Source organism: Stenotrophomonas sp. ATCM1_4, from assembly GCF_004348115.1.
In the GTDB taxonomy this organism is placed as follows: Bacteria; Pseudomonadota; Gammaproteobacteria; order Xanthomonadales; family Xanthomonadaceae; genus Stenotrophomonas; species Stenotrophomonas capsici.
This window is the reverse complement of record NZ_QPFB01000001.1, coordinates 2,133,605-2,153,436: the sequence shown is the minus strand read 5'-3', so window position 1 is coordinate 2,153,436 and position 19,832 is coordinate 2,133,605. Positions and strand designations below refer to the sequence as shown.

Below are 19,832 nucleotides of genomic sequence, written 5' to 3'. Positions count from 1 at the left end.
GCGGGCGGCCTGCGTGGATGATGGCGCGCACGGTCCGCCGACGCGGTGGCCGGGCGGTTGCCATGGCAGGGAACAATCGATGGCCGATACAAACCAGGAGGCCGCCGTCAGCGACGCCGGCTCCATCGCCGACCAGGCAGTCGCCCAGGGCGGTGCCTACGAGGTGCTGCGCAAGCGCCTGAGTGACCAGGGCGCGCGTTTGCGCCAGGTCGTGGACGTGCTGAACCAGCGGCGCCTGCAGGAGTTCGGCGACAGCCGCATGGAGGTGATCGGGCGCTTCCGCATCCGCACCGAGAACAACTGCGTCGGCCGCGACATCGTGCAGGTCGGCGATGACCTGCTGCTGTTCGGCTACAACGTATTCATCGGCTTGAAGACGCAGACCCGGGTCGAGGACGTGTTTGGCCTGTACCGGCTGGTGGAAGGCGCCGAGGGCTATGACGTCACCCCGGTCGACCTGAAGAGCAGCTTCCTGGCCCAGCCGGGCTTCGTCCACGATTTCAACGAGCTCTATGCCTATTACAAGCACGCCCGGCTGCTGCAGCTGATCGTGCGCGACGGCAAGCTGCTGGCGGCGTTCCAGATCGGCGAACGCAGCACCGACGTGCGCGTGTTCCGCTGGGCGGTTGCGCCTGGGGGCGAGCTGACCTACATCGATGCGCGCGGCGAACGTGACATCGCGCTGCCGCCGCCGTTCGACTTCGAGTGGACCCGTGCCAGTCGCGACATGCTGGTGACCGGGCGCTTCCCGCACCTGAACATCCTGGACACCATCTTCGTGGAGACCACCGGTGGCGACCTGACCATCAAGGTGGAGAACAACACCGAGACCGGGCAGGGCGTGTACAGCGAGCCGGTCGAGGACAGCACGCAATCGGTGGACGATGCCACCGTCGATTTCGCCCAGGTCGGCTCGCTGATCCTGCTCAAGGTGCAACCCTACCGCGAGGACACCTGGCGTGGCCTCATCTACAACACGTTGACCGGCAAGGTGGTGCGCAACGACGCCATCGTGCAGGCCTGCGTACAGCTGCCCGATGACCACGGCATCATCTTCCCGGGCGGCTATTACCTGCAGAACGGCGAGCACAAGGCCTTCGATGCCTCGATGCAGGGCATGCGCTACAAGCGTTCGATCCGCTCGCCCAACGGCGAGGACATGCTGTACATCTTCTACGAACGCGAGGCCGGCAAGTCGGCGCTGTTCGTCTACAACAGCATCCAGCGCGCCCTGCAGAACCCCGTGTTCGGCCTGGGCTACGCGTTCCTGCGCGATGGCCGCATGGTGCTGTTCAACGCCGAGAACCAGGAGCCGACCCGCATCCATCCGATGCAGGTCTGGCAGACGCCGTTCAGCAGCGACGAGTTCGCCGCGCACCGCCCGGCCGGCACCAGCTTCATGGCCCGCATCGGCAACGCCGAGCTGGTGCGTGGCATCTCCAACCTGCTCGATCTCGGCCGCGAGATCGACAGCCGCGAGGTGTCGCTGACGCGCTATGAACTGCTGACCCACAACGCGCGGCGCCTGTTCGACGCACACCACTGGCTGGATGACGCCAACTGCGAGGGCGCGGCTACCTTGCTGCGCGAGATCAGCGCGACCGGCGAGTCGATGCTCGACGAGTACGAGAAGGTCGAGAGCATCCGCAAGCAATCGGCACAGGCAATGGCCGAGGTCACCGGACAGCACAAGGCGCTGCTCGGCCGGCTGCAGCCACAGAACTGGTCGAAGATCGGCGAGTTCGTCGAGGCGCTGGGCGAGATCGGCAAGCTGCGCGGACGGCTGCTGACCGTGCGCGACTTCCGCTACGTGGACGTGCCGGCCATCGATGCGATGAATGCCTCGTTGCAGGAAGCGCATGACCGCGTGGGCGCGGCGACCGGCCAGTTCTTGGGCAGCGACAAGGCATTGCAGCCGTTCGCCGAACGCCTGCAGGCGCTGGATGGTGCCGCGCAGCAGGCGCAGACCGCGCGCCAGCTCGCCGACCAGATCGAGCAGATGCAGGGCATGTCCGGCGAGCTGGACATGCTGTCCGAGCTGATGGCCAGCCTGAAGGTGGATGATGCCGCGCAGCGCACTCAGGTGGTCGAGGCGATTTCCGGCATCTACGCCAAGCTCAACCAGGCGCGTGCGCGTGCCGACCAGCGTCGCCGTTCGCTGGGCTCGGCCGAAGCCGTGGCGCAGTTCGGCGCGCAGTTCTCGCTGTTCAGCCAGGCCATCACCAGCGCGCTGGGCCTGGCCACCGACCCGGAACGGGCCGATGAGCAGCTCTCGCGCCTGATGGTGCAGCTGGAGGAGCTGGAGAGCCAGTTCGGCGAGCACGAGCAATTCCTGGGCGACATCCTGAGCAAGCGCGAGGAACTGCTCGACACCTTCGAGTCGCACAAGCAGACCCTGCTGGACGCACGCCAGCGCAAGGCGCAGTCGGTGCTGGACGCGGCCAACCGCATCCTCGATGGGTTGGCCAAGCGTACCGAACGCTTTGCCAGCGTCGATGAGCTCAATGCGTTCTTTGCCGGTGATCCGCTGATCCTGAAGCTGCGCGAGCTGGCCGACCGGCTGCGCGAGTACAAGGACAGCGTCAAGGCCGACGATGTCGAGGCCCGCCTGAAGGGCGTGCGCGACCAGGCAGTGCGGGCATTGCGCGACCGCAGCGACCTGTTCGAGGGTGGCGGCAACGTGATCCGGCTCGGCCGCCATCGTTTCAGCGTTAATACCCAGCCGCTGGACCTGACCATCCTGCCGCGTGGCGACGGCCTGGCTGTGCACCTCACCGGCACCGATTACTACGAGTCCATCGTTGATCCGGAGCTGGAGGAGCTGCGCGATTACTGGCCGGTGACGCTGGATTCGGAGTCGCCCGCGTTGTACCGCGGCGAGTACCTGGCCGGGCTGGTGCTGGATGCGGCCCTGCGCGGCAGCGATGGCCTGAGCCTGGAACTGCTGCAGCGCGATGCCGCGCAGCCGGAGGCGCTGGGCAAGCGTGTGCGCGACTTCGCCGCGCCGCGGTACCGCGAAGGCTACGAGAAGGGCATCCACGACCACGATGCCACCCTGATCCTGCAGGCACTGCTGCCGCTGTACCAGAACGCCGGCACGCTGGTGCACGCCGCCGCGCCGCGTGCGCTGGCGGTGTTGTTCTGGGCGCGCGAGGGCAAACGCGAGGATGTCAGCCAATGGGCCGAGCGTGCCGCCGGCGTGTTCGCCATCGCCCGCCTGTTCAACGCGCGCGAAGGACTGGATGCGCTGCGTCAGGAAATCAGCAATGCGCTGGATGCTTTCCAGGCCGAACACCAGCTGCCGTTCGATGCCGCCATCGCCGGTTTGGCCGGCGACTACCTGCTGGCCGAACTGGCCAGCGGCGAGCCGACCTTCGGCTTCAGTGGCTATGCACGGCAGTTGCAGGCCGGCTTGCGCGAGCAGCTGCAGGCGGCCGGGCAGACCGATGCCTTCGACCGCAGCCTGCAGCGGCTTTCCAAGCGCCTCTCGCTGCAGTGGGCGCAGGTGGTGCAGTGGTTGAACGCCATGTGCAGCCAGCCGAAGTTCGCGGCGCTGGCCGGCTATGTGCCCGAAGCGGCGGCGATGTTGCTGGGCGAGCGGGCGCTGCGCAGCCAGGTCCGCGAGGTGACCCTGATCGCCGATGTCGCCGGCCTGCTCGGCGAGCATCCACGCGTGCGCGAGGGGCACCTGCAGCTGTCGGTGGACGATTTCCTGCAGCGTTGGCAGGCCCACCGGCGCCAGTTCCAGCCTGGCTTCGAGCGCTACCAGGCGCTGCGCCAGCGCATCAGTGCGCGTGAACGCGATGCATTGCGCTTGAGCGAGTTCCAGGCGCGGCCGTTGAGTTCGTTCGTCCGCAACAAGCTGATCAACGACGTCTACCTGCCCATCATCGGCGACAACCTGGCCAAGCAGATGGGCACGGTCGGCGAGAACAAGCGCAGTGACCTGATGGGCCTGCTGATGATGATCAGCCCGCCGGGTTACGGCAAAACCACGTTGATGGAATACGTGGCCAACCGGCTGGGGCTGGTCTTCATGAAAATCAATGGCCCGGCGCTGGGCCACGAGGTGCGTTCGCTGGACCCGGAGCAGGCCCCGGATGCGACCTCCCGGCAGGAGCTGCTCAAGCTCAACCTGGCGCTGGAGATGGGCAACAACACGATGCTGTATGTCGACGACATCCAGCACACCCACCCGGAGTTCCTGCAGAAGTTCATCTCGCTGTGCGACGGCACCCGTCGCATCGAGGGCGTGTGGAAGGGTCGCACCAAGACCTACGACCTGCGCGGCAAGAAGTTCTGCGTGGTGATGGCCGGCAACCCGTACACCGAGTCCGGCGAGGTGTTCAAGGTGCCGGACATGCTGGCCAACCGCGCCGACATCTACAACCTCGGCGATGTGCTGGGTGGCATGGAAGACGCCTTCAAGCTCAGCTACATCGAGAACAGCCTGACCTCCAGCCAGGTGCTGGCACCGATGGCCACGCGCGAGATGGCCGACCTGTACGTGCTGGTGGACAAGGCCAGCGGCAAGGAGGTGTCCACCAATGCATTGAGCCATGCCTACAGCGGTGCGGAGATCAACGAGATCGTCGCCACGCTGGAGCGGCTGATGCAGGTGCGCGAGGTGGTATACCGGGTCAACCAGCAATACATCGCCAGCGCAGCGCAGGCGGACAAGTACCGCGTCGAGCCGCCGTTCAAGCTGCAGGGCAGCTACCGCAACATGAACAAGCTGACCGAAAAGATCTCGCCGGTGATGAATGCCGCCGAGCTGCAGCAGCTGGTGTCCGACCACTACCTGGGCGAGTCGCAGCTACTGACCAGTGGTTCTGAAGAAAACCTGCTCAAGCTGGCCGAACTGCGCGGCGTGCTCGATGCCGCGCAGCAGACGCGCTGGGAGCAGATCAAGCGCGACTTCATGCGCGACAAGGCGATGGGCGGTGACGACGCCGACACCGGCGCCCGCGTGGTCGCGCAGTTGGCCGACATCGCCACCGGCCTGCAGGGGCTGCGGGTCGAGGAACCGCAGGTGGTTGCCCCGGTTGCGGCCGCCGAGGAAGCCCCGTGGGCGCGGATCGTCGACCTGCTGCAGGCGCTGGCCGCGCGTCCGCCGGCGGTGGTGGAGGCACCTGCGGTCACGCCGGCGCAGCCACCGGACCTGACCCCGCTGCTGCAGGCGCTGGCCGCCACGCAGGCGCGGCAGGGACAGGTGGGCGATGCGCTCGCCGGCCTGGCCACGCAGTTGCAGGAGTGGTTGGCGAAGGAGGGCACCGGCAAGGCGGCGACCCCGCGCGTGCGCCGCGCACGCACGCCCGAGGAAAAAGCGCTGGACGAAGCACTGATGCGGCACTTCTACGGTGGCAGCGTGGTGGTGCCGGGCCAGCAGGGCAGCCAGGCCAAGCCGTCGCCCGACGATGCCTGAGTCCGCGCTCGTCGCCCTGCCGCTGCCCCCGGACCGGTCCCGCCAGGTGGACGATCCGCTGGAGGCGGCCGGCTTCGGCAACGAGGTGCTGGCAGCGGCGGAGCGGCTGATCGGCCCGCCGCAACAGGCAACGGCCGCGCAGCGGCTGGTCGATGAGATGGCCAACATCCAACTGGCACTGCAGGCCACGGACGTGGCCGCATTGCGGCGTTCGGCAGGCCTGATCGGCCGTTTGCTGGGGCGCGATGTCGAGGCACAGGAGCGTGCCGAGCAGTTAGCCGAGCAGTTGGACATCTGCCTGCTGCGCGCCGATGCCGAGCTGCGCGGCCTGCAGCGGGACATGGTCGCCCAGCAGCGGCAGGCGGCGCGGGTGGACGTGGCGGTGACCGCCATCGAGCAGTGGGCCGACGCCGGCGAGGCCATGCCGGCGCCGACGCAGGAAGCCGTGCAATTGGCCCTGCAACGGCGCCTGCAACACCTGCGCGGTGTGGCCCGGTTGCGCCAGATCGAGGCCAACCAGTTGCACTTGCTGCATGCGCAGGGCCTGGAGCTGAGCGAGCGCTACCAGCGGATCCGCGACGTGCTGCTGCCGGTATGGCGGCAGCAGGCGCTGGCGGTCAGGGCCGCGCAGATGCCGGCGCGGCTGCAGCAGGCGGCCGACAGCCAGGCGTGCATCCTCGACGAGGTGGCGGCCATGCAGGCTAGACTGCGCTGAGTGAATCCCGGTTTCTGATGTTGGTTGGCGCGGCATGGCCCGCGCATCTACACCCAAGGAGAGTTGCTGATGACGCAGGACAATATCCCGGTGCCGAGCGGCCCCTCCACCGAAGTGGATGCCGGCATGCTGGTCGCGCTGGGCCTGAGCGACGCCGACCGCCCGCAGATCGCGCAGGTCGTGCGGACCCTGGACGACATCAGCCCGGGCAACCTGCACGTGTTCGGCCGCGAAGCGGCGGGCAAGAGCGCCGCGTTCTCCACCCAACTGCTGGACCACGTGCGCAACCGCGACCTGGACGCCTCCGGCGACAAGCTGGGCGAAGTGGTGCGCATCGCCCGTTCGCTGAAGCTGGACAGCCTTCAGGAGCGCTCGAAGGTGCCGGTCATTGGCGGATTGATCGACCGCATGCGCGCCTCCAAGGGCGAGCTGGTGCAGAAGTTCAGTGACACCAACCAACAGATCGAGCAGTTGATGCGCGACGTCGGTACCCAACAGGCACAGATGGGCCAGCGCGTCGGCGAGTTCGACCGCATGCATGCCATCGTCCGCGACGAGCGGCAGAGCCTGGGCATCCATATCGCCGCCGGCAAGCAGCGGCTGTCCGAGCTGCAGCAGGAGCTGCAGTCGCTGGTCGGGCTGGAAGACCCGCAGTCGCGGATCCGCCGCGGCGAGATCGACAACGCAGTGCGCCTGCTCGACAAGCGCGTCGGCGACCTGACCGTGATGCAGCACGCGGCCGACCAGTCGCTGCCGATGATCCGGCTGATCCAGGCCAATGCGATCCAGCTGATCGAGAAATTCAACACCGTGCGCGACATCACCATCCCGTCGTGGAAGCGCCAGTTCGCGATCCAGTTGTCGCTGGGGGAACAGAAGAACGCGGTGGAGCTGTCCAATGCCATCGACGACGCCACCAACGAACTGATGCGCCGCAATGCCGACCTGATGCGGCAGACCTCGGTGGACACCGCCAAGGCCAACCAGCGCGCCGTGATCGATGTGGCCACCCTGCGGCATGTGCACGAGCAGCTGATCGCCACGGTGGAGGAGGTGCGCAACATCCATCGCGAAGGCATGCAGCAGCGCCAGCAGGCCGAAGTGGAGCTGGCACGTTTGCGCGAGGACGTGCAGCAGCGCCTGGCCCAGCCCACCCAAGGCTGACCCACTGGCAGGAGCGGCCTTGGCCGCGACGCAAATGCAGATCCGGGTGTCGGCAAAACCAGTGCCAGCCGGGAGGCTAGGGATGCGGCTCCGGCGAGCGGTCGATGGGTGTCGGTTTCGCGGCCAAGGCCGCGCCTGCGACGGGTGTCAGGCCAGTTGGCGTTGCAGCCATGCCGAGAGTGCATCCACCCGCGGATCGTCCCCGTTGCCAGCCGTGCACAGCGCCCAGCTGCCTTCGGTATCGACGAAGCCCCACGGGGCGATCAGCCGGCCATTGACCAGGTCCTCGGCCACCAACGGCTCGGGTGCGATGGCAATGCCGATCCCGGCCACCGCCGCTTCCAGCTGGTAGTACAGGTGTTCGAATCCGGTGCCGTAGCGCAGTTGCCCGGGGTCAAGGGCATTCAGCGCCGCCCAGGTCGGCCAGGCCTGTGGGCGCGAACGGGTATGCAGCAGCTCGTACGACAGCAGCGCTTCCAGCGGTTGCCTTGCCAGCGCATGTGCGCCGATCAGTGAAGGGCTGAATACCGGGCCGATCCGTTCGGTGGCCAGGTGATGCGCCTGCCAGCCGGCCGGCCACGGTGCCTGTCCCAGCAGCAGGGCTGCATCCATGCCTTCCAGGCGGGGAGGGAAATCGCCGTCCTGTGCGGCCAGGTGCAGGGTCAGCCCGGGCAGGTCGCGTTGCAGTGCCTGCAGGCGCGGGATCACCCAGCGCGCCAGCAGGCTGCCCGGGCAGCCCAGCACGAACGCGGCGTTGCGTGCCGGCCGGCGCAGGGCCGCCACGCAATCGCGCAGCTGGGCGAACGCGCCGGAGGTTGCTTCGAGCAGGCGATGACCGGCGGCGGTTGGACGGATGCCGCGGCCGTCACGCTCGAACAGGGTCACGCCCAGCTCCTCCTCCAGGGCCCGCAGCTGGCGGCTGACCGCGCCATGGGTGACGTGCAGCTCGGCGGCGGCATGGCTGACGCTGCGCAGGCGGGCGGCGGCCTCGAAGGCACGCAGGGCGTTGAGCGAGGGCAGGGTGGCGGGGTCCTTCATGTGAGTTTTTCTAACACATGGCCCAGAAAGAATCGATTTTTATGTAACAAGGGCTGCGTTAGAGTGCGGGCCTGTTCCTCGTTGCCTGATTGCCATGACCGCTGCCCCGATCGACGATTTCCACGCTTTTCCCGATGCCCGGGGCCATTTCGGCCGCTATGGCGGCAGCTTTGTCGCCGAGACCCTGGTCGGCCCGTTGCAGGAGCTGGCGCAGGCTTACGACCAGGCGCGGGTCGATCCGTCCTTCATCGCCGCCTATGACAAGGACCTGAAGCATTACGTCGGCCGGCCCAGCCCGATCTACCACGCCGAGCGGTTGAGCAAGGACGTGGGCGGGGCGCAGATCCTGCTCAAACGCGAGGACCTGAACCACACCGGCGCGCACAAGATCAACAACACCATCGGCCAGGCCCTGTTGGCCGCACGCATGGGCAAGACCCGCATCATCGCCGAGACCGGCGCCGGCCAGCACGGCGTGGCCTCGGCCACGGTGGCCGCGCGGCTGGGCCTGGAGTGCGTGGTCTACATGGGCGCCACCGACATCGAGCGTCAGAAGATCAACGTCTACCGCATGAAGCTGCTCGGCGCGACGGTGGTGCCGGTCAGCAGCGGCTCGGCCACGCTCAAGGACGCGCTCAACGAGGCCATGCGCGACTGGGTGACCAATGTGCGTGACACCTTCTACATCATCGGCACCGTCGCCGGCCCGGACCCGTACCCACGCATGGTGCGCGACTTCAATGCCATCGTCGGCCGCGAGGCGCGCGCGCAGATGCTGGAGGACTACGGCCGGCTGCCGGATGCGATCACCGCCTGCGTCGGCGGCGGTTCCAACGCCATCGGCCTGTTCCATGCCTTCCTCAACGACCCGCAGGTGAAGATCTACGGCGCCGAGGCCGCCGGTGACGGCATTTCCACCGGCCGCCATGCCGCCTCGATCTCGGCTGGCCGCCCCGGCGTGCTGCACGGCAATCGCACCTATGTGCTGTGCGATGACGACGGCCAGATCACCGAAACCCACTCCATCTCGGCCGGCCTGGATTACCCGGGCGTCGGGCCGGAGCATTCCTTCCTGGCCGACACCGGACGTGCACAGTACCTGGGCATCACCGACGAGGAGGCGCTGGCCGCCTTCCATCGCCTGACCCGTACCGAAGGCATCCTGCCGGCGCTGGAATCCAGCCATGCGGTCGCGCAGGCGATCAAGCTGGCGCGCGAGCTGCCCAAGGACGCGCTGGTGCTGTGCAACCTGTCCGGACGTGGCGACAAGGACGTGCATACCATCGCCGCCCGCGAAGGGCTGGTGCTGTGAGCGTGCCGGTGCTGCGTGCAGCGTTGATGTGCGTGGTGGCCGGGCTGGCCGCCTGCACGCCGGCCGAACCGGAGGTCGTGCCGCCCGCCCCGGCGGCACCTGCACCTACAGTGCAGGCCCCGGCCCCGGCCCCGGCCCCGGCAGCTGCCGCGCCCGCCGATCTCTCCCGGTTTGGTGAGCTGCGCATCGGCGCGCCGTTCGGCAAGGCGCCGGGGGACAGCGCCTTCGTTTCGGCTGGCATGCGCGAGCTGATGGAAGGCGATTGCGAGTACTACGACCAGGGCAGCCTGCCGGAAAGCATGTCGATGATGGTGCTGGGTGACCGCATCGCCCGGTTCGAGGTGGACCTGGAGCAGGACCCCAGCGTCGCGCTCGATGCGCCGCCGGCCGGTGCGCCTGCTCTTCCGTTCGGGCTGTGGACGGGCATGCGCGTGGCTGAGGCCAACAAGCGCCTGCCCGCCGGCGTGGTGACCTCGCCGCATGCCTACAACTCCCCGGATGGCGATTACCTGACCTGGACCGACAAGGCCAGCAAGCTGGCCATCCGGCTGGAAACCCTCAATGGCGTGGTCACTGCGATCTATTGGGGCCAGCCGGACGCGGTTGAACTGATTGAAGGATGTGCCTGAGATGTCCGTGACCCGAATTGATGAATGTTTCGCACGCCTGCGCGCTTCCGGGCGCAAGGCGCTGATCCCGTTCGTGACCGCCGGCGATCCGTTGCTGGAGGCGACCGTGCCGGTGATGCATGCCCTGGTGGCCGCCGGTGCCGATGTGATCGAACTGGGTGTGCCGTTCTCCGACCCGATGGCCGACGGCCCGACCATCCAGCGCAGCTCCGAGCACGCGTTGGCGCGGGGTGCCACCCTGCGCTACGTGTTCGACAGCGTCGCCGCCTTCCGCCAGCAGGACAGCAAGACCCCGGTGGTGTTGATGGGCTACCTCAACCCGGTCGAGATCCGCGGCCCGGCCCGGTTTGCCGAGGAAGCGGTGAGCGCCGGCGTGGACGGCGTGCTGCTGGTCGACCTGCCGCCCGAGGAGGCCGAGGAAACCCGGGCGGCCTTCACGGCCGCCGGCCTGGCGCTGATCCTGCTGGCCTCGCCGACCAGTAGCGAGCAGCGTTTCACCACGCTGTGCGAAGCCGCGCAGGGCTATCTGTACTACGTGAGCTTTGCCGGTGTCACTGGTGCCTCCGAGCGGCTGGACAGCGCCGCCGCCGGCGAGCGCCTGCGCACTCTCCGGCAGCGCTCAAAGGCCCCGGTGGTCGCCGGCTTCGGCATCAAGGATGCGGCCAGCGCTGCGGCGATGGCGGTGGACGCTGACGGCGTGGTGGTCGGTAGTGCGCTTGTCTCCGCGCTGGCTGAGACGTCGACCCCGGAGGCTGCTGCCGAAGCCGCCACCCGTTTCCTGGCCCCGCTGCGCGACGCGCTGGGTCACTGACCGGCCCGTAGGAGCGGCTTCAGCCGCGAAACCGATACCGCCAGAACACAGGCAATCGCCGGCCCGGAGGGAGGCGGCCGGCGACATTGGCTTCGCGGCCGAGGCCGCTCCTGTCGGGTTTGCCGGCGCTGCAAACGTACGCAGCAGTAGGGTTTCGGGCTACGCCGTGGTCGCAGGGGTGAGCTAGACTGTCGCCCCTGTCGCGGCCTGCGGGCCGCCCTGAATGGAACCATCATTCCGCATGAGTTGGCTCAGCAAGTTGATGCCGTCCGGCATCCGCACCGACAACACGCCCTCCAAGAAGCGCAGCGTCCCCGAAGGCCTGTGGGAAAAGTGCAGCAGCTGCGGCGCGGCCCTGTACCGCCCCGAGCTGGAGGAGAACCTCGAGGTCTGCCCCAAGTGCGGGCATCACATGGCCATCCGCGCCCGCGCGCGCCTGGCCGCGCTGTTCGACGGCGACAGCACCACCGAGATCGCCGCCCGCCTCGGGCCGACCGACGTGCTGAAGTTCAAGGACCAGAAGAAGTACAGCGACCGCATCAAGTCCACCCAGAAGAACACCGGCGAGTACGACGCGCTGGTGGCCATGCGTGGCCTGCTCAAGGGGCGGCCGCTGGTGGCCTCGTCCTTCGATTTCGCCTTCATGGGCGGTTCGATGGGCTCGGTGGTCGGGGAGCGCTTCTCGCTGGCGGCTGAAACCGCGCTGGAGATGGGCGCGCCGTACGTGTGCTTCTCCGCCAGCGGCGGCGCGCGCATGCAGGAGGGCCTGTTCTCGCTGATGCAGATGGCCAAGACCTCGGCCGCGCTGGGCAAGCTGCGCGAGGCTGGCCTTCCGTACATCTCGGTGCTGACCCATCCCACCACCGGTGGCGTGTCGGCCTCGTTCGCGATGCTGGGCGACATCAACATCGCCGAGCCGCAGGCGCTGATCGGCTTTGCCGGCCCGCGCGTGATCGAGCAGACCGTGCGTGAAAAGCTGCCGGAAGGCTTCCAGCGTTCCGAGTTCCTGCTCGAACACGGCGCCATCGACCAGATCTGTGACCGTCGTGAAATGCGCGACCGCCTGTCCGACCTGTTGGCCATGATGATGCGCCAGCCCCAGAACCAGGACGAAGCGGCCTGATGAGCGCACGCAAGTATTTCGGTACCGACGGCATCCGTGGCCGCGTCGGCAAGGGGGTCATTTCCGCCGATTTCGTGCTGCGCGTGGGCAATGCGCTGGGCCGGGTGCTGGTCGAGCGCAACGGTGGCCAGCCCACCGTGGTGATCGGCAAGGACACCCGCATCTCCGGTTACATGTTCGAATCGGCGCTGGAGGCCGGGTTGGTCGCAGCCGGCGTCAACGTGCAGTTGATCGGCCCGATGCCGACCCCGGCGGTGGCCTTCCTGGCGCACACGCTGGGCGCTGATGCCGGCATCGTCATCAGTGCCTCGCACAACCCGCATTACGACAACGGCATCAAGTTCTTCTCTGGAGAAGGGGAGAAGCTCGACGACGCCACTGAACTGGCGCTGGAAGCAGCGATGGACCAGCCCTTCAGTACGGTCGAGTCCGAGCAGTTGGGCAAGGCGATGCGTGCCCGTGACGCGGTGGGCCGCTACATCGAATTCTGCAAGGCCAGCGTGCCGCGCGACTTCTACCTGCGTGGCCTGAAGATCGTGCTGGATTGCGCCCACGGCGCCACCTACCACGTCGCTCCGCTGCTGTTCCGCGAGCTGGGCGCCGACGTGGTTGCGATCGGTGCCGAGCCCAACGGTGTGAACATCAATGACGGTGTCGGCTCCACCCACATCGACAACCTGTCGCGCAAGGTGGTCGAGGTCGGTGCCGACCTGGGCATCGCCTTCGACGGTGACGGCGATCGCGTGCTGATGGTTGATGACACCGGCGCGGCGGTCGACGGCGACGGCCTGTTGTACCTGCTGGCCAAGGCCTGGCAGGCCAGCGGCCGCCTGCGCGGCCCGGTGGTCGGCACGCTGATGACCAACTACGGGTTGGAACAGGCGCTGGAGCAGCTGGGCATTGCCTTCGTGCGTGCCAATGTCGGTGACCGGTACGTGCACCAGGCGCTGGTCGAAGGCAATGGCGTGCTCGGTGGCGAGGCGTCCGGCCACATCCTGTGCCTGGACCGCGCCACCACCGGCGATGCCATCGTCAGCGCGCTGCAGGTGCTGGAAGTGCTGGGACGCGATGGTGTCAGCCTGCGCCAGGCGCTGCAGGGGCTGGCCCAGGTGCCGCAGAAGACCATCAACGTGCGCCTGGAGTCCGGGGCACGGGAGGTGGTGAACAGTGCGCCGGTACAAGAGGCACTGGCTGCCGCGCAGCAGGCCGTGGCCGGGCGGGGCAGGGCGTTCCTGCGTCCCTCCGGCACCGAGCCGGTGGTGCGTGTCACGGTCGAGGCCGACGAGGCCGGGCTGATGAGCGCCACGCTGGAGGCCCTGGCCGATGCGGTGCGTTCGGCTGCCGCACAGGTTTGAGCTGGATCATGGTGTTGTCCCGGGGCGCTCGGTTCCAATGGCCGCCGCCCCGTTTCCCTTTCTGGAGTTTCAAATGAGTTCCCGTATTCCCACCCTCGACATCACCCGCTTTGACACCGACCGTGAGGCCTTCGTGGCCGAGCTGGGCGCGGCGTACCGCGAGTGGGGCTTCGCGGGTATCCGCAACCACGGCATCCCGCAGGCCGAGATCGATGCCGCCTACGACGTGTTCAAGGCCTTCTTCGCCCTGCCCGAAGCGGTGAAGAAGCAGTACCACATCGCCGGCGGTGGCGGTGCCCGCGGCTATACCCCGTTCGGCGTGGAAACGGCCAAGGGCTCCAAGCACTTCGACCTGAAGGAGTTCTGGCACGTCGGTCGCGAGATCCCGGACGATTCCAGGTACCGCGACGTGATGCCGCCGAACCTGTGGCCGAGCGAGGTGCCGGGTTTCCGTGAGTACGGCTATGGCCTGTACCAGAAGCTCGACAACCTGGGTTCGCGCGTGCTGTCGGCGCTGGCGTTGCACATCGGTCTGCCGCAGGACTACTTCGCCGACAAGACCAACAACGGCAACTCGATCCTGCGCCCGATCCATTACCCGCCGATCACCACCGACGACATCCCCAATGTCCGTGCCGGTGCACATGGCGACATCAACTTCATCACCCTGCTGGTGGGCGCCAGCGCCGCCGGCCTGGAAGTGCAGTCGCACGAGGGCGAGTGGGTGCCGTTCACCTCGGACGCGGACACCATCGTGGTCAACATCGGCGACATGCTGCAGCGCCTGACCAACCACGTGTACCCGTCGACCATCCACCGGGTGGTCAACCCCCCGGGCGACCTGGCCCGCCAGCCGCGCTACTCGGTGCCGTTCTTCCTACACCCGAACCCGGACTTCCTGATCGATGTGCTGCCCTCGTGCATCACCCCGAAGAACCCGAGCCGCTACCCGGAGGCGATCACCGCCCATGGCTTCCTGGAAGAGCGCCTGCGCGAGATCAAGCTGAAGTAAGTCACACCCCCGGGCCGGTCACGGCCGGCCGGGAGCGAAAACGCCGTCGTGGCCCTAGCCGCGGCGGCGTTTTTCGTTTGTTGTCCCGCGCTGTCCGTTGATTGTCCTGCTGGTGTCATCATTTCGGCTATCCTTTGCCCACATTTTTTCCTGGGAGTTGCTCCTGAATGCGCCAGAAGATCGTTGCCGGTAACTGGAAGCTGCATGGCAGCCGTCATTTCGCCACCGAGTTGATGGGGCAGGTGGCGGCTGGTCTGCCGCTGGAAGGGGTACAGGTGCTGATCCTACCGCCGCTGCCGTACCTGAGCGACCTGGTCGAGGATTTCGACGGAACGGCGCTGGCCTTTGGTGCCCAGGACGTGAGCAGCAACGAGAAGGGGGCCTACACCGGTGAGGTCTCGGCCGCGATGCTGGTTGACGTGGGGGCCACCCACGGGCTGGTCGGCCATTCCGAGCGTCGCCAGTACCACCACGAAAGCAATGAACTGGTTGCGCGCAAGTTTCTGGCCGCCATCCACGCGGGCCTGACGCCGGTCTTGTGCGTGGGTGAGACGCTGGAGCAGCGGGAGGCAGGGCAGACCGAGCAGGTCATCGCCGCGCAGCTGGCGCCGGTGCTGGATCTGGCCGGGGTCGAGGCTTTCGCCAGGGCGGTGGTGGCCTATGAACCGGTCTGGGCGATCGGCACCGGCCGGACCGCCACGCCGGAGCAGGCGCAGGCCGTGCATGCGTTCATCCGTGGCGAAGTGGCCAATCGCGATGCTAGAATCGCTGATTCGCTGCCGCTGCTCTATGGTGGCAGCGTCAAGCCCGACAATGCCGCAGAGCTGTTTTCGCAGCCTGACGTTGATGGCGGGCTGGTAGGCGGCGCATCGCTGGTGGCGGCGGATTTCCTGGCCATCGCGAGGGCAGCAGCCGGTCGCTAACGGGTGAATTGTCCGGGACGGATTTCAAATGCTGATGTTGATCCTCAATGTGGTCTATGTGCTGGTGGCGATCGCGATGATCGCGCTGATCCTGATGCAGCGCGGTTCTGGCGCCGCGGCGGGCTCGGGTTTTGGTGCCGGCGCTTCGGGTACGGTGTTCGGTGCGCGTGGCGCGTCCAACTTCCTGTCCAAGTCGACCAAGTGGCTGGCCGTGGTGTTCTTCGGCATCAGCCTGTTCATGGCCTGGTACGCCAGCCATGGCGCCCGCTCCTCCGGTGAAGGCCTGGGCCTGATGTCGACCCAGATCGAGGCCCCGGTGGCTACCCCGGCCGCGCCGGCCGGTGAGTTGCAGTCCATCCCGCAGGCCCCGGCGGCCGGCGAAGTGCCGCAGGCAGCAGCCCCGGCAGAAAATATTCCGTCCAGTAGTGAAGAAAAGCCTGCCGAAGGCGCACAGAAAGACTGAAGACGGTTACAATACGCGGCGCTCTGCTGAACCAGCAGGGCCGACGTAAGCCCAGGTGGCGGAATTGGTAGACGCACTACCTTGAGGTGGTAGCGACGAGAGTCGTAGGGGTTCGAGTCCCCTCTTGGGCACCATAGTTTGTAAGCGGGTACACGGGATGCAGCAGCCTCCCGTCGTGGCAAGTCCCGTCAATCCCCCATGCCTTGGCGCCCTTCGGGTGTCCCGGGCAGAGGCAAGAGAGAATCGCTGTGCTGGCCGAATATTTGCCGTCTCTGCTGTTTCTGATCGTCGCCACCGGCATCGGCGTCACGCTGATGTTGATCGGTCGGTTCCTCGCTCCCCGTTCGCCGGACAACGAGAAACTCTCGGCCTACGAGTGTGGCTTCGAGGCGTTCGAAAACGCGCGCATGAAGTTCGACGTGCGTTACTACCTGATCGCCATCCAGTTCATCGTCTTTGACCTGGAAATCATCTTCATCGTGCCTTGGACCCAGGTCTTCATGGAGCTGGGCGCCCGCTCGCTCGTGACCATGGGCCTGTTCGTGGGCATGTTGTTCCTCGGCTTTATCTACGTTTGGAAGAAGGGAGCGCTGGAATGGGAGTGATTCAGACTCTCGACGGCCTGATGAACAACCCCGTCCCGGAAGGGCGGGTTGATGACATTCTGCGGCCTGAAGGCGAGAACCCCCTGCTCGAGAAGGGCTACGTGACCACCAGCGTCGACGCGCTGTTGAACTGGGCGCGTACCGGCTCGATGTGGCCGATGACCTTCGGTCTGGCCTGCTGCGCGGTGGAGATGATGCACGCCGGCGCCGCCCGCCTGGACCTTGACCGTTACGGCGTGGTGTTCCGCCCGTCGCCGCGCCAGTCCGACGTGATGATCGTGGCCGGCACCCTGGTCAACAAGATGGCCCCGGCGCTGCGCAAGGTCTACGACCAGATGCCCGACCCGAAGTGGGTCATCTCGATGGGTAGCTGCGCCAATGGCGGCGGCTATTACCACTATTCGTATGCCGTGGTGCGTGGCTGTGACCGCGTGGTGCCGGTGGACGTGTACGTCCCGGGTTGCCCGCCGACCGCCGAGGCGCTGGTTTACGGCATCTTGCAGCTGCAGAAGAAGATCTGGCGCACCCAGACCATCTCCCGCTGACGATCCCCCTTTCAAATCAAGAGCACGCCAGCCCCCATGGCCCAGCAAGCACCTTCAATCATCGACCGACTTGCCGCACGTTTCGCCGGTGCGCAGGTCAGCGTGGTCGAACCGCGCGGCGAAGTGACGCTGGAGGTGCCCGCCGCGGACTGGCATGCAACGGCCCAGGTGCTGCGTGACGAGCTCGGCTTCGAGCATGCCACCGACCTGTGCGGCGTCGATTACCTCGGCTACGGCAGCGACGAGTGGGATACCTCGGACGTCTCCTCGCACGGTTTCAGCCGTGGCGTGGAAGGCAAGGGCGCCGGCCGTTTCGCGTGGGGCGAGTTCCCCAGCCACGAAACCGCCGAAGGCGCCCGCCCGGATGCACTGCCGAAGCAGCGCTTCGCGGTGGTCGTCCAGCTGCGTTCCTACCAGCACAACCAGCTGCTGCGCCTGCGCTGCTTCGCTCCCAGTGAAGAACTGCCGGTGGTGGCCTCGCTGACCGACATCTGGCCGGGCCTGAACTGGTTCGAGCGCGAGGCGTTCGACCTGTACGGCGTGATCTTCGAAGGTCACCCGGACCTGCGCCGCATCCTGACCGACTACGGTTTCGTGGGCCATCCGTTCCGCAAGGATTTCCCGCTGATCGGCAACGTCGAAGTGCGTTACGACGAAGAAAAGAAGCGTGTGGTGTACGAGCCGGTGACTTCGGTCGAGCCGCGCGTCGGCGTGCCGCGCGTGATCCGCGATGACGCCCGCTTCCAGACCGCGGAAGGCGAGCGCGCGCTGACGGAGGCAAGCAAGTGAGTGAGTTCCATCAGGCCTCGCAGGCCTTCGCCAGCAATCCCGCCGAAGCCCGGCAGGAGATCCGCAACTACACCATGAACTTCGGCCCGCAGCACCCGGCCGCGCATGGCGTGCTGCGCCTGATCCTGGAAATGGACGGTGAAACCATCGTCCGTGCCGACCCGCACATTGGCCTGCTGCACCGCGCGACCGAGAAGCTGGCCGAATCCAAGCCGTTCAACCAGTCGGTCGGTTACATGGACCGCCTGGACTACTGCTCGATGATGTGCAACGAGCACGCCTACGTGCGTGCGATCGAGACCCTGGTGGGGATCGAGGCGCCGGAGCGTGCGCAGTACATCCGCACCCTGTTCGACGAAGTCACCCGCATCCTGAACCACCTGATGTGGCTGGGTTCCAACGCGCTCGACCTGGGCGCGATGGCGGTGATGCTGTACGCCTTCCGTGAGCGCGAAGAGCTGATGGACTGCTACGAGGCGGTCTCCGGTGCGCGCATGCACGCGGCCTACTACCGTCCGGGCGGTGTGTACCGTGACCTGCCGGACACGATGCCGAAGTACAAGGAGTCGCGCTGGCACAAGGGCAACGCCCTCAAGCGCCTGAACGCGTCACGCGAGGGTTCGCTGCTGGACTTCCTGGAGAACTTCACCACCGAGTTCCCCAAGCGCGTCGACGAATACGAAACCCTGCTCACCGACAACCGCATCTGGAAGCAGCGTACGGTCGGCATCGGCGTGGTTAGTCCGGAGCATGCGCTGGCATGGGGCATGACCGGCGTGATGCTGCGCGGTTCGGGCATTGCCTGGGACCTGCGCAAGAAGCAGCCGTACGCCAAGTACGACGCGGTTGATTTCGACATCCCGCTGGGCACCAATGGCGACTGCTACGACCGTTACCTGGTCCGCGTGGCCGAGATGCGCGAATCCAACCGCATCATCAAGCAGTGCGTGCAGTGGCTGAAGGCCAACCCGGGCCCGGTCATGGTCAAGAACTTCAAGATCGCGCCGCCGGCCCGTGCCGAGATGAAGGACGACATGGAAGCGCTGATCCACCACTTCAAGCTGTTCAGCGAAGGCTACTGCGTGCCGGCCGGCGAGACCTACGCCGCGGTCGAGGCGCCGAAGGGTGAGTTTGGCTGCTACCTGATGTCCGACGGTGCCAACAAGCCGTTCCGCGTGCACCTGCGTGCGCCGGGCTTCGCCCACCTGTCCTCGATCGATTCGGTCGTGCGTGGCCACATGCTGGCCGACGTGGTGGCGATGATTGGTACCTACGACCTCGTGTTTGGTGAGGTCGACCGGTAATGCCGGGCAACAACACAGCGCCCGGTGCCTGCGCGGCTTGCCTGCTGCAGGTATCGGTTTTTCAGGATTTGGTATTCGTTGAGGTCGGCCGATGAAGGCGACAGGTAATTACGAGGCAGCACGCGACGTCGACCCGATGGTCGTGTTGAGTGACAAGACGCGTGCCCACATTGACCACTGGTTGACCAAGTTCCCGCCGGAGCGCAAGCGTTCGGCGGTGCTGCAGGGCCTGCACGCCGCGCAGGAGCAGAACCAGGGCTGGCTGACCGACGAGCTGATCGCCGGCGTGGCCAAGTACCTGGACCTGCCGTTCGTGTGGGCCTACGAGGTCGCCACCTTCTACTCGATGTTCGAGACCGAGAAGGTGGGCCGCAACAACGTCGCCATCTGCACCAACATCAGCTGCTGGCTCAACGGCGCCGACGACATCGTCCGCCATTGCGAGAAGAAGCTGGGCATCAAGCACGGTGAATCGACCGCGGACGGCCGCGTGTACCTCAAGCGCGAGGAAGAGTGCCTGGCCGGCTGCGCGGGCGCGCCGATGATGGTCATCAACGGTCACTACCATGAGCGCCTGACGCTGGACCAGGTCGACGCGCTGCTGGACGGGCTGGAGTAA

General features: G+C 66.8%; 17 protein-coding genes and 1 tRNA gene. 17 read left to right on the top strand and 1 reads right to left on the bottom strand.

All coding sequences use genetic code 11. The features are described 5' to 3' along the window. Positions 1-79 precede the first annotated feature (79 nt). The 3 genes from ATCM_RS09885 (at position 80) to ATCM_RS09875 (ending at position 7,304) form a co-directional block, all read left to right on the top strand. A complete protein-coding gene (locus ATCM_RS09885) occupies positions 80-5,425 on the top strand; it encodes a DNA repair ATPase (RefSeq protein WP_132864361.1) in 5,346 nt (1,781 codons plus the stop codon). Next, complete coding sequence (locus tag ATCM_RS09880; RefSeq protein WP_132864360.1) at positions 5,418-6,140, top strand: hypothetical protein; 723 nt, start codon at positions 5,418-5,420, stop codon at positions 6,138-6,140. Before ATCM_RS09885 ends, ATCM_RS09880 begins: the two co-directional genes overlap by 8 nt. Positions 6,141-6,209: 69 nt before the next feature. Further along, positions 6,210-7,304: a toxic anion resistance protein gene (locus ATCM_RS09875; RefSeq protein WP_132864359.1), complete on the top strand. Its 1,095-nt coding sequence runs from the start codon at positions 6,210-6,212 to the stop codon at positions 7,302-7,304. Between the two features lie 147 nt (positions 7,305-7,451). Here the strand turns inward: ATCM_RS09875 and ATCM_RS09870 are convergent, their stop codons facing one another. Then, complete coding sequence (locus tag ATCM_RS09870) at positions 7,452-8,342, bottom strand: LysR family transcriptional regulator (protein WP_132864358.1); 891 nt, start codon at positions 8,340-8,342, stop codon at positions 7,452-7,454. A 94-nt stretch (positions 8,343-8,436) separates the two neighbouring features. On the opposite strand from ATCM_RS09870, the gene trpB reads away from it, so the two are divergent. The 14 genes from trpB to nuoE all read left to right on the top strand — a co-directional run bounded on the left by trpB (position 8,437) and on the right by nuoE (position 19,832). Beyond that, positions 8,437-9,654 carry a tryptophan synthase subunit beta gene (trpB, locus tag ATCM_RS09865; protein ID WP_132864357.1) on the top strand — a complete coding sequence of 406 codons (1,218 nt, stop codon included), beginning with the start codon at positions 8,437-8,439 and terminating at the stop codon, positions 9,652-9,654. A 2-nt stretch (positions 9,655-9,656) separates the two neighbouring features. Continuing rightward, positions 9,657-10,283 carry a hypothetical protein gene (locus ATCM_RS09860; RefSeq protein WP_243693985.1) on the top strand — a complete coding sequence of 209 codons (627 nt, stop codon included), beginning with the start codon at positions 9,657-9,659 and terminating at the stop codon, positions 10,281-10,283. Positions 10,284-10,290: 7 nt separating this feature from the next. Then, the gene (gene trpA / locus ATCM_RS09855) at positions 10,291-11,094 is read left to right on the top strand and encodes a tryptophan synthase subunit alpha (protein WP_132864356.1); all 804 of its coding nucleotides are present in this window, start codon (positions 10,291-10,293) and stop codon (positions 11,092-11,094) included. Between the two features lie 241 nt (positions 11,095-11,335). Then, the gene (accD, locus tag ATCM_RS09850; protein ID WP_132864355.1) at positions 11,336-12,217 is read left to right on the top strand and encodes an acetyl-CoA carboxylase, carboxyltransferase subunit beta; all 882 of its coding nucleotides are present in this window, start codon (positions 11,336-11,338) and stop codon (positions 12,215-12,217) included. Continuing rightward, on the top strand, positions 12,217-13,572 hold the full coding sequence (gene glmM / locus ATCM_RS09845; protein WP_132864354.1) for a phosphoglucosamine mutase: 1,356 nt from the start codon (positions 12,217-12,219) through the stop codon (positions 13,570-13,572). Before accD ends, glmM begins: the two co-directional genes overlap by 1 nt. A 73-nt stretch (positions 13,573-13,645) precedes the next feature. Further along, a complete protein-coding gene (locus tag ATCM_RS09840; RefSeq protein ID WP_132864353.1) occupies positions 13,646-14,584 on the top strand; it encodes a 2-oxoglutarate and iron-dependent oxygenase domain-containing protein in 939 nt (312 codons plus the stop codon). A 167-nt stretch (positions 14,585-14,751) separates the two neighbouring features. After that, the gene (gene tpiA, locus ATCM_RS09835; protein ID WP_132864352.1) at positions 14,752-15,507 is read left to right on the top strand and encodes a triose-phosphate isomerase; all 756 of its coding nucleotides are present in this window, start codon (positions 14,752-14,754) and stop codon (positions 15,505-15,507) included. A 28-nt stretch (positions 15,508-15,535) separates the two neighbouring features. Further along, complete coding sequence (gene secG / locus ATCM_RS09830) at positions 15,536-15,970, top strand: preprotein translocase subunit SecG (RefSeq protein WP_132864351.1); 435 nt, start codon at positions 15,536-15,538, stop codon at positions 15,968-15,970. A 49-nt stretch (positions 15,971-16,019) separates the two neighbouring features. Further along, positions 16,020-16,104, top strand: a tRNA-Leu gene (locus tag ATCM_RS09825). Positions 16,105-16,218: 114 nt separating this feature from the next. Beyond that, complete coding sequence (locus ATCM_RS09820; protein ID WP_057633772.1) at positions 16,219-16,575, top strand: NADH-quinone oxidoreductase subunit A; 357 nt, start codon at positions 16,219-16,221, stop codon at positions 16,573-16,575. Then, positions 16,566-17,120 (top strand): NADH-quinone oxidoreductase subunit B, encoded by a 555-nt coding sequence (locus ATCM_RS09815; protein ID WP_132864350.1) that lies wholly within the window; start codon positions 16,566-16,568, stop codon positions 17,118-17,120. Before ATCM_RS09820 ends, ATCM_RS09815 begins: the two co-directional genes overlap by 10 nt. Positions 17,121-17,156: 36 nt before the next feature. Further along, positions 17,157-17,909, top strand: a complete 753-nt coding sequence (locus ATCM_RS09810) for an NADH-quinone oxidoreductase subunit C (protein WP_132864349.1) — start codon at positions 17,157-17,159, stop codon at positions 17,907-17,909. Further along, positions 17,906-19,213, top strand: coding sequence for an NADH-quinone oxidoreductase subunit D (locus ATCM_RS09805; protein WP_132864348.1), 1,308 nt, complete (start codon positions 17,906-17,908; stop codon positions 19,211-19,213). Before ATCM_RS09810 ends, ATCM_RS09805 begins: the two co-directional genes overlap by 4 nt. A 91-nt stretch (positions 19,214-19,304) precedes the next feature. Then, entirely contained in the window at positions 19,305-19,832 is a 528-nt protein-coding gene (gene nuoE / locus ATCM_RS09800; RefSeq protein WP_132864347.1) for an NADH-quinone oxidoreductase subunit NuoE, read from the top strand.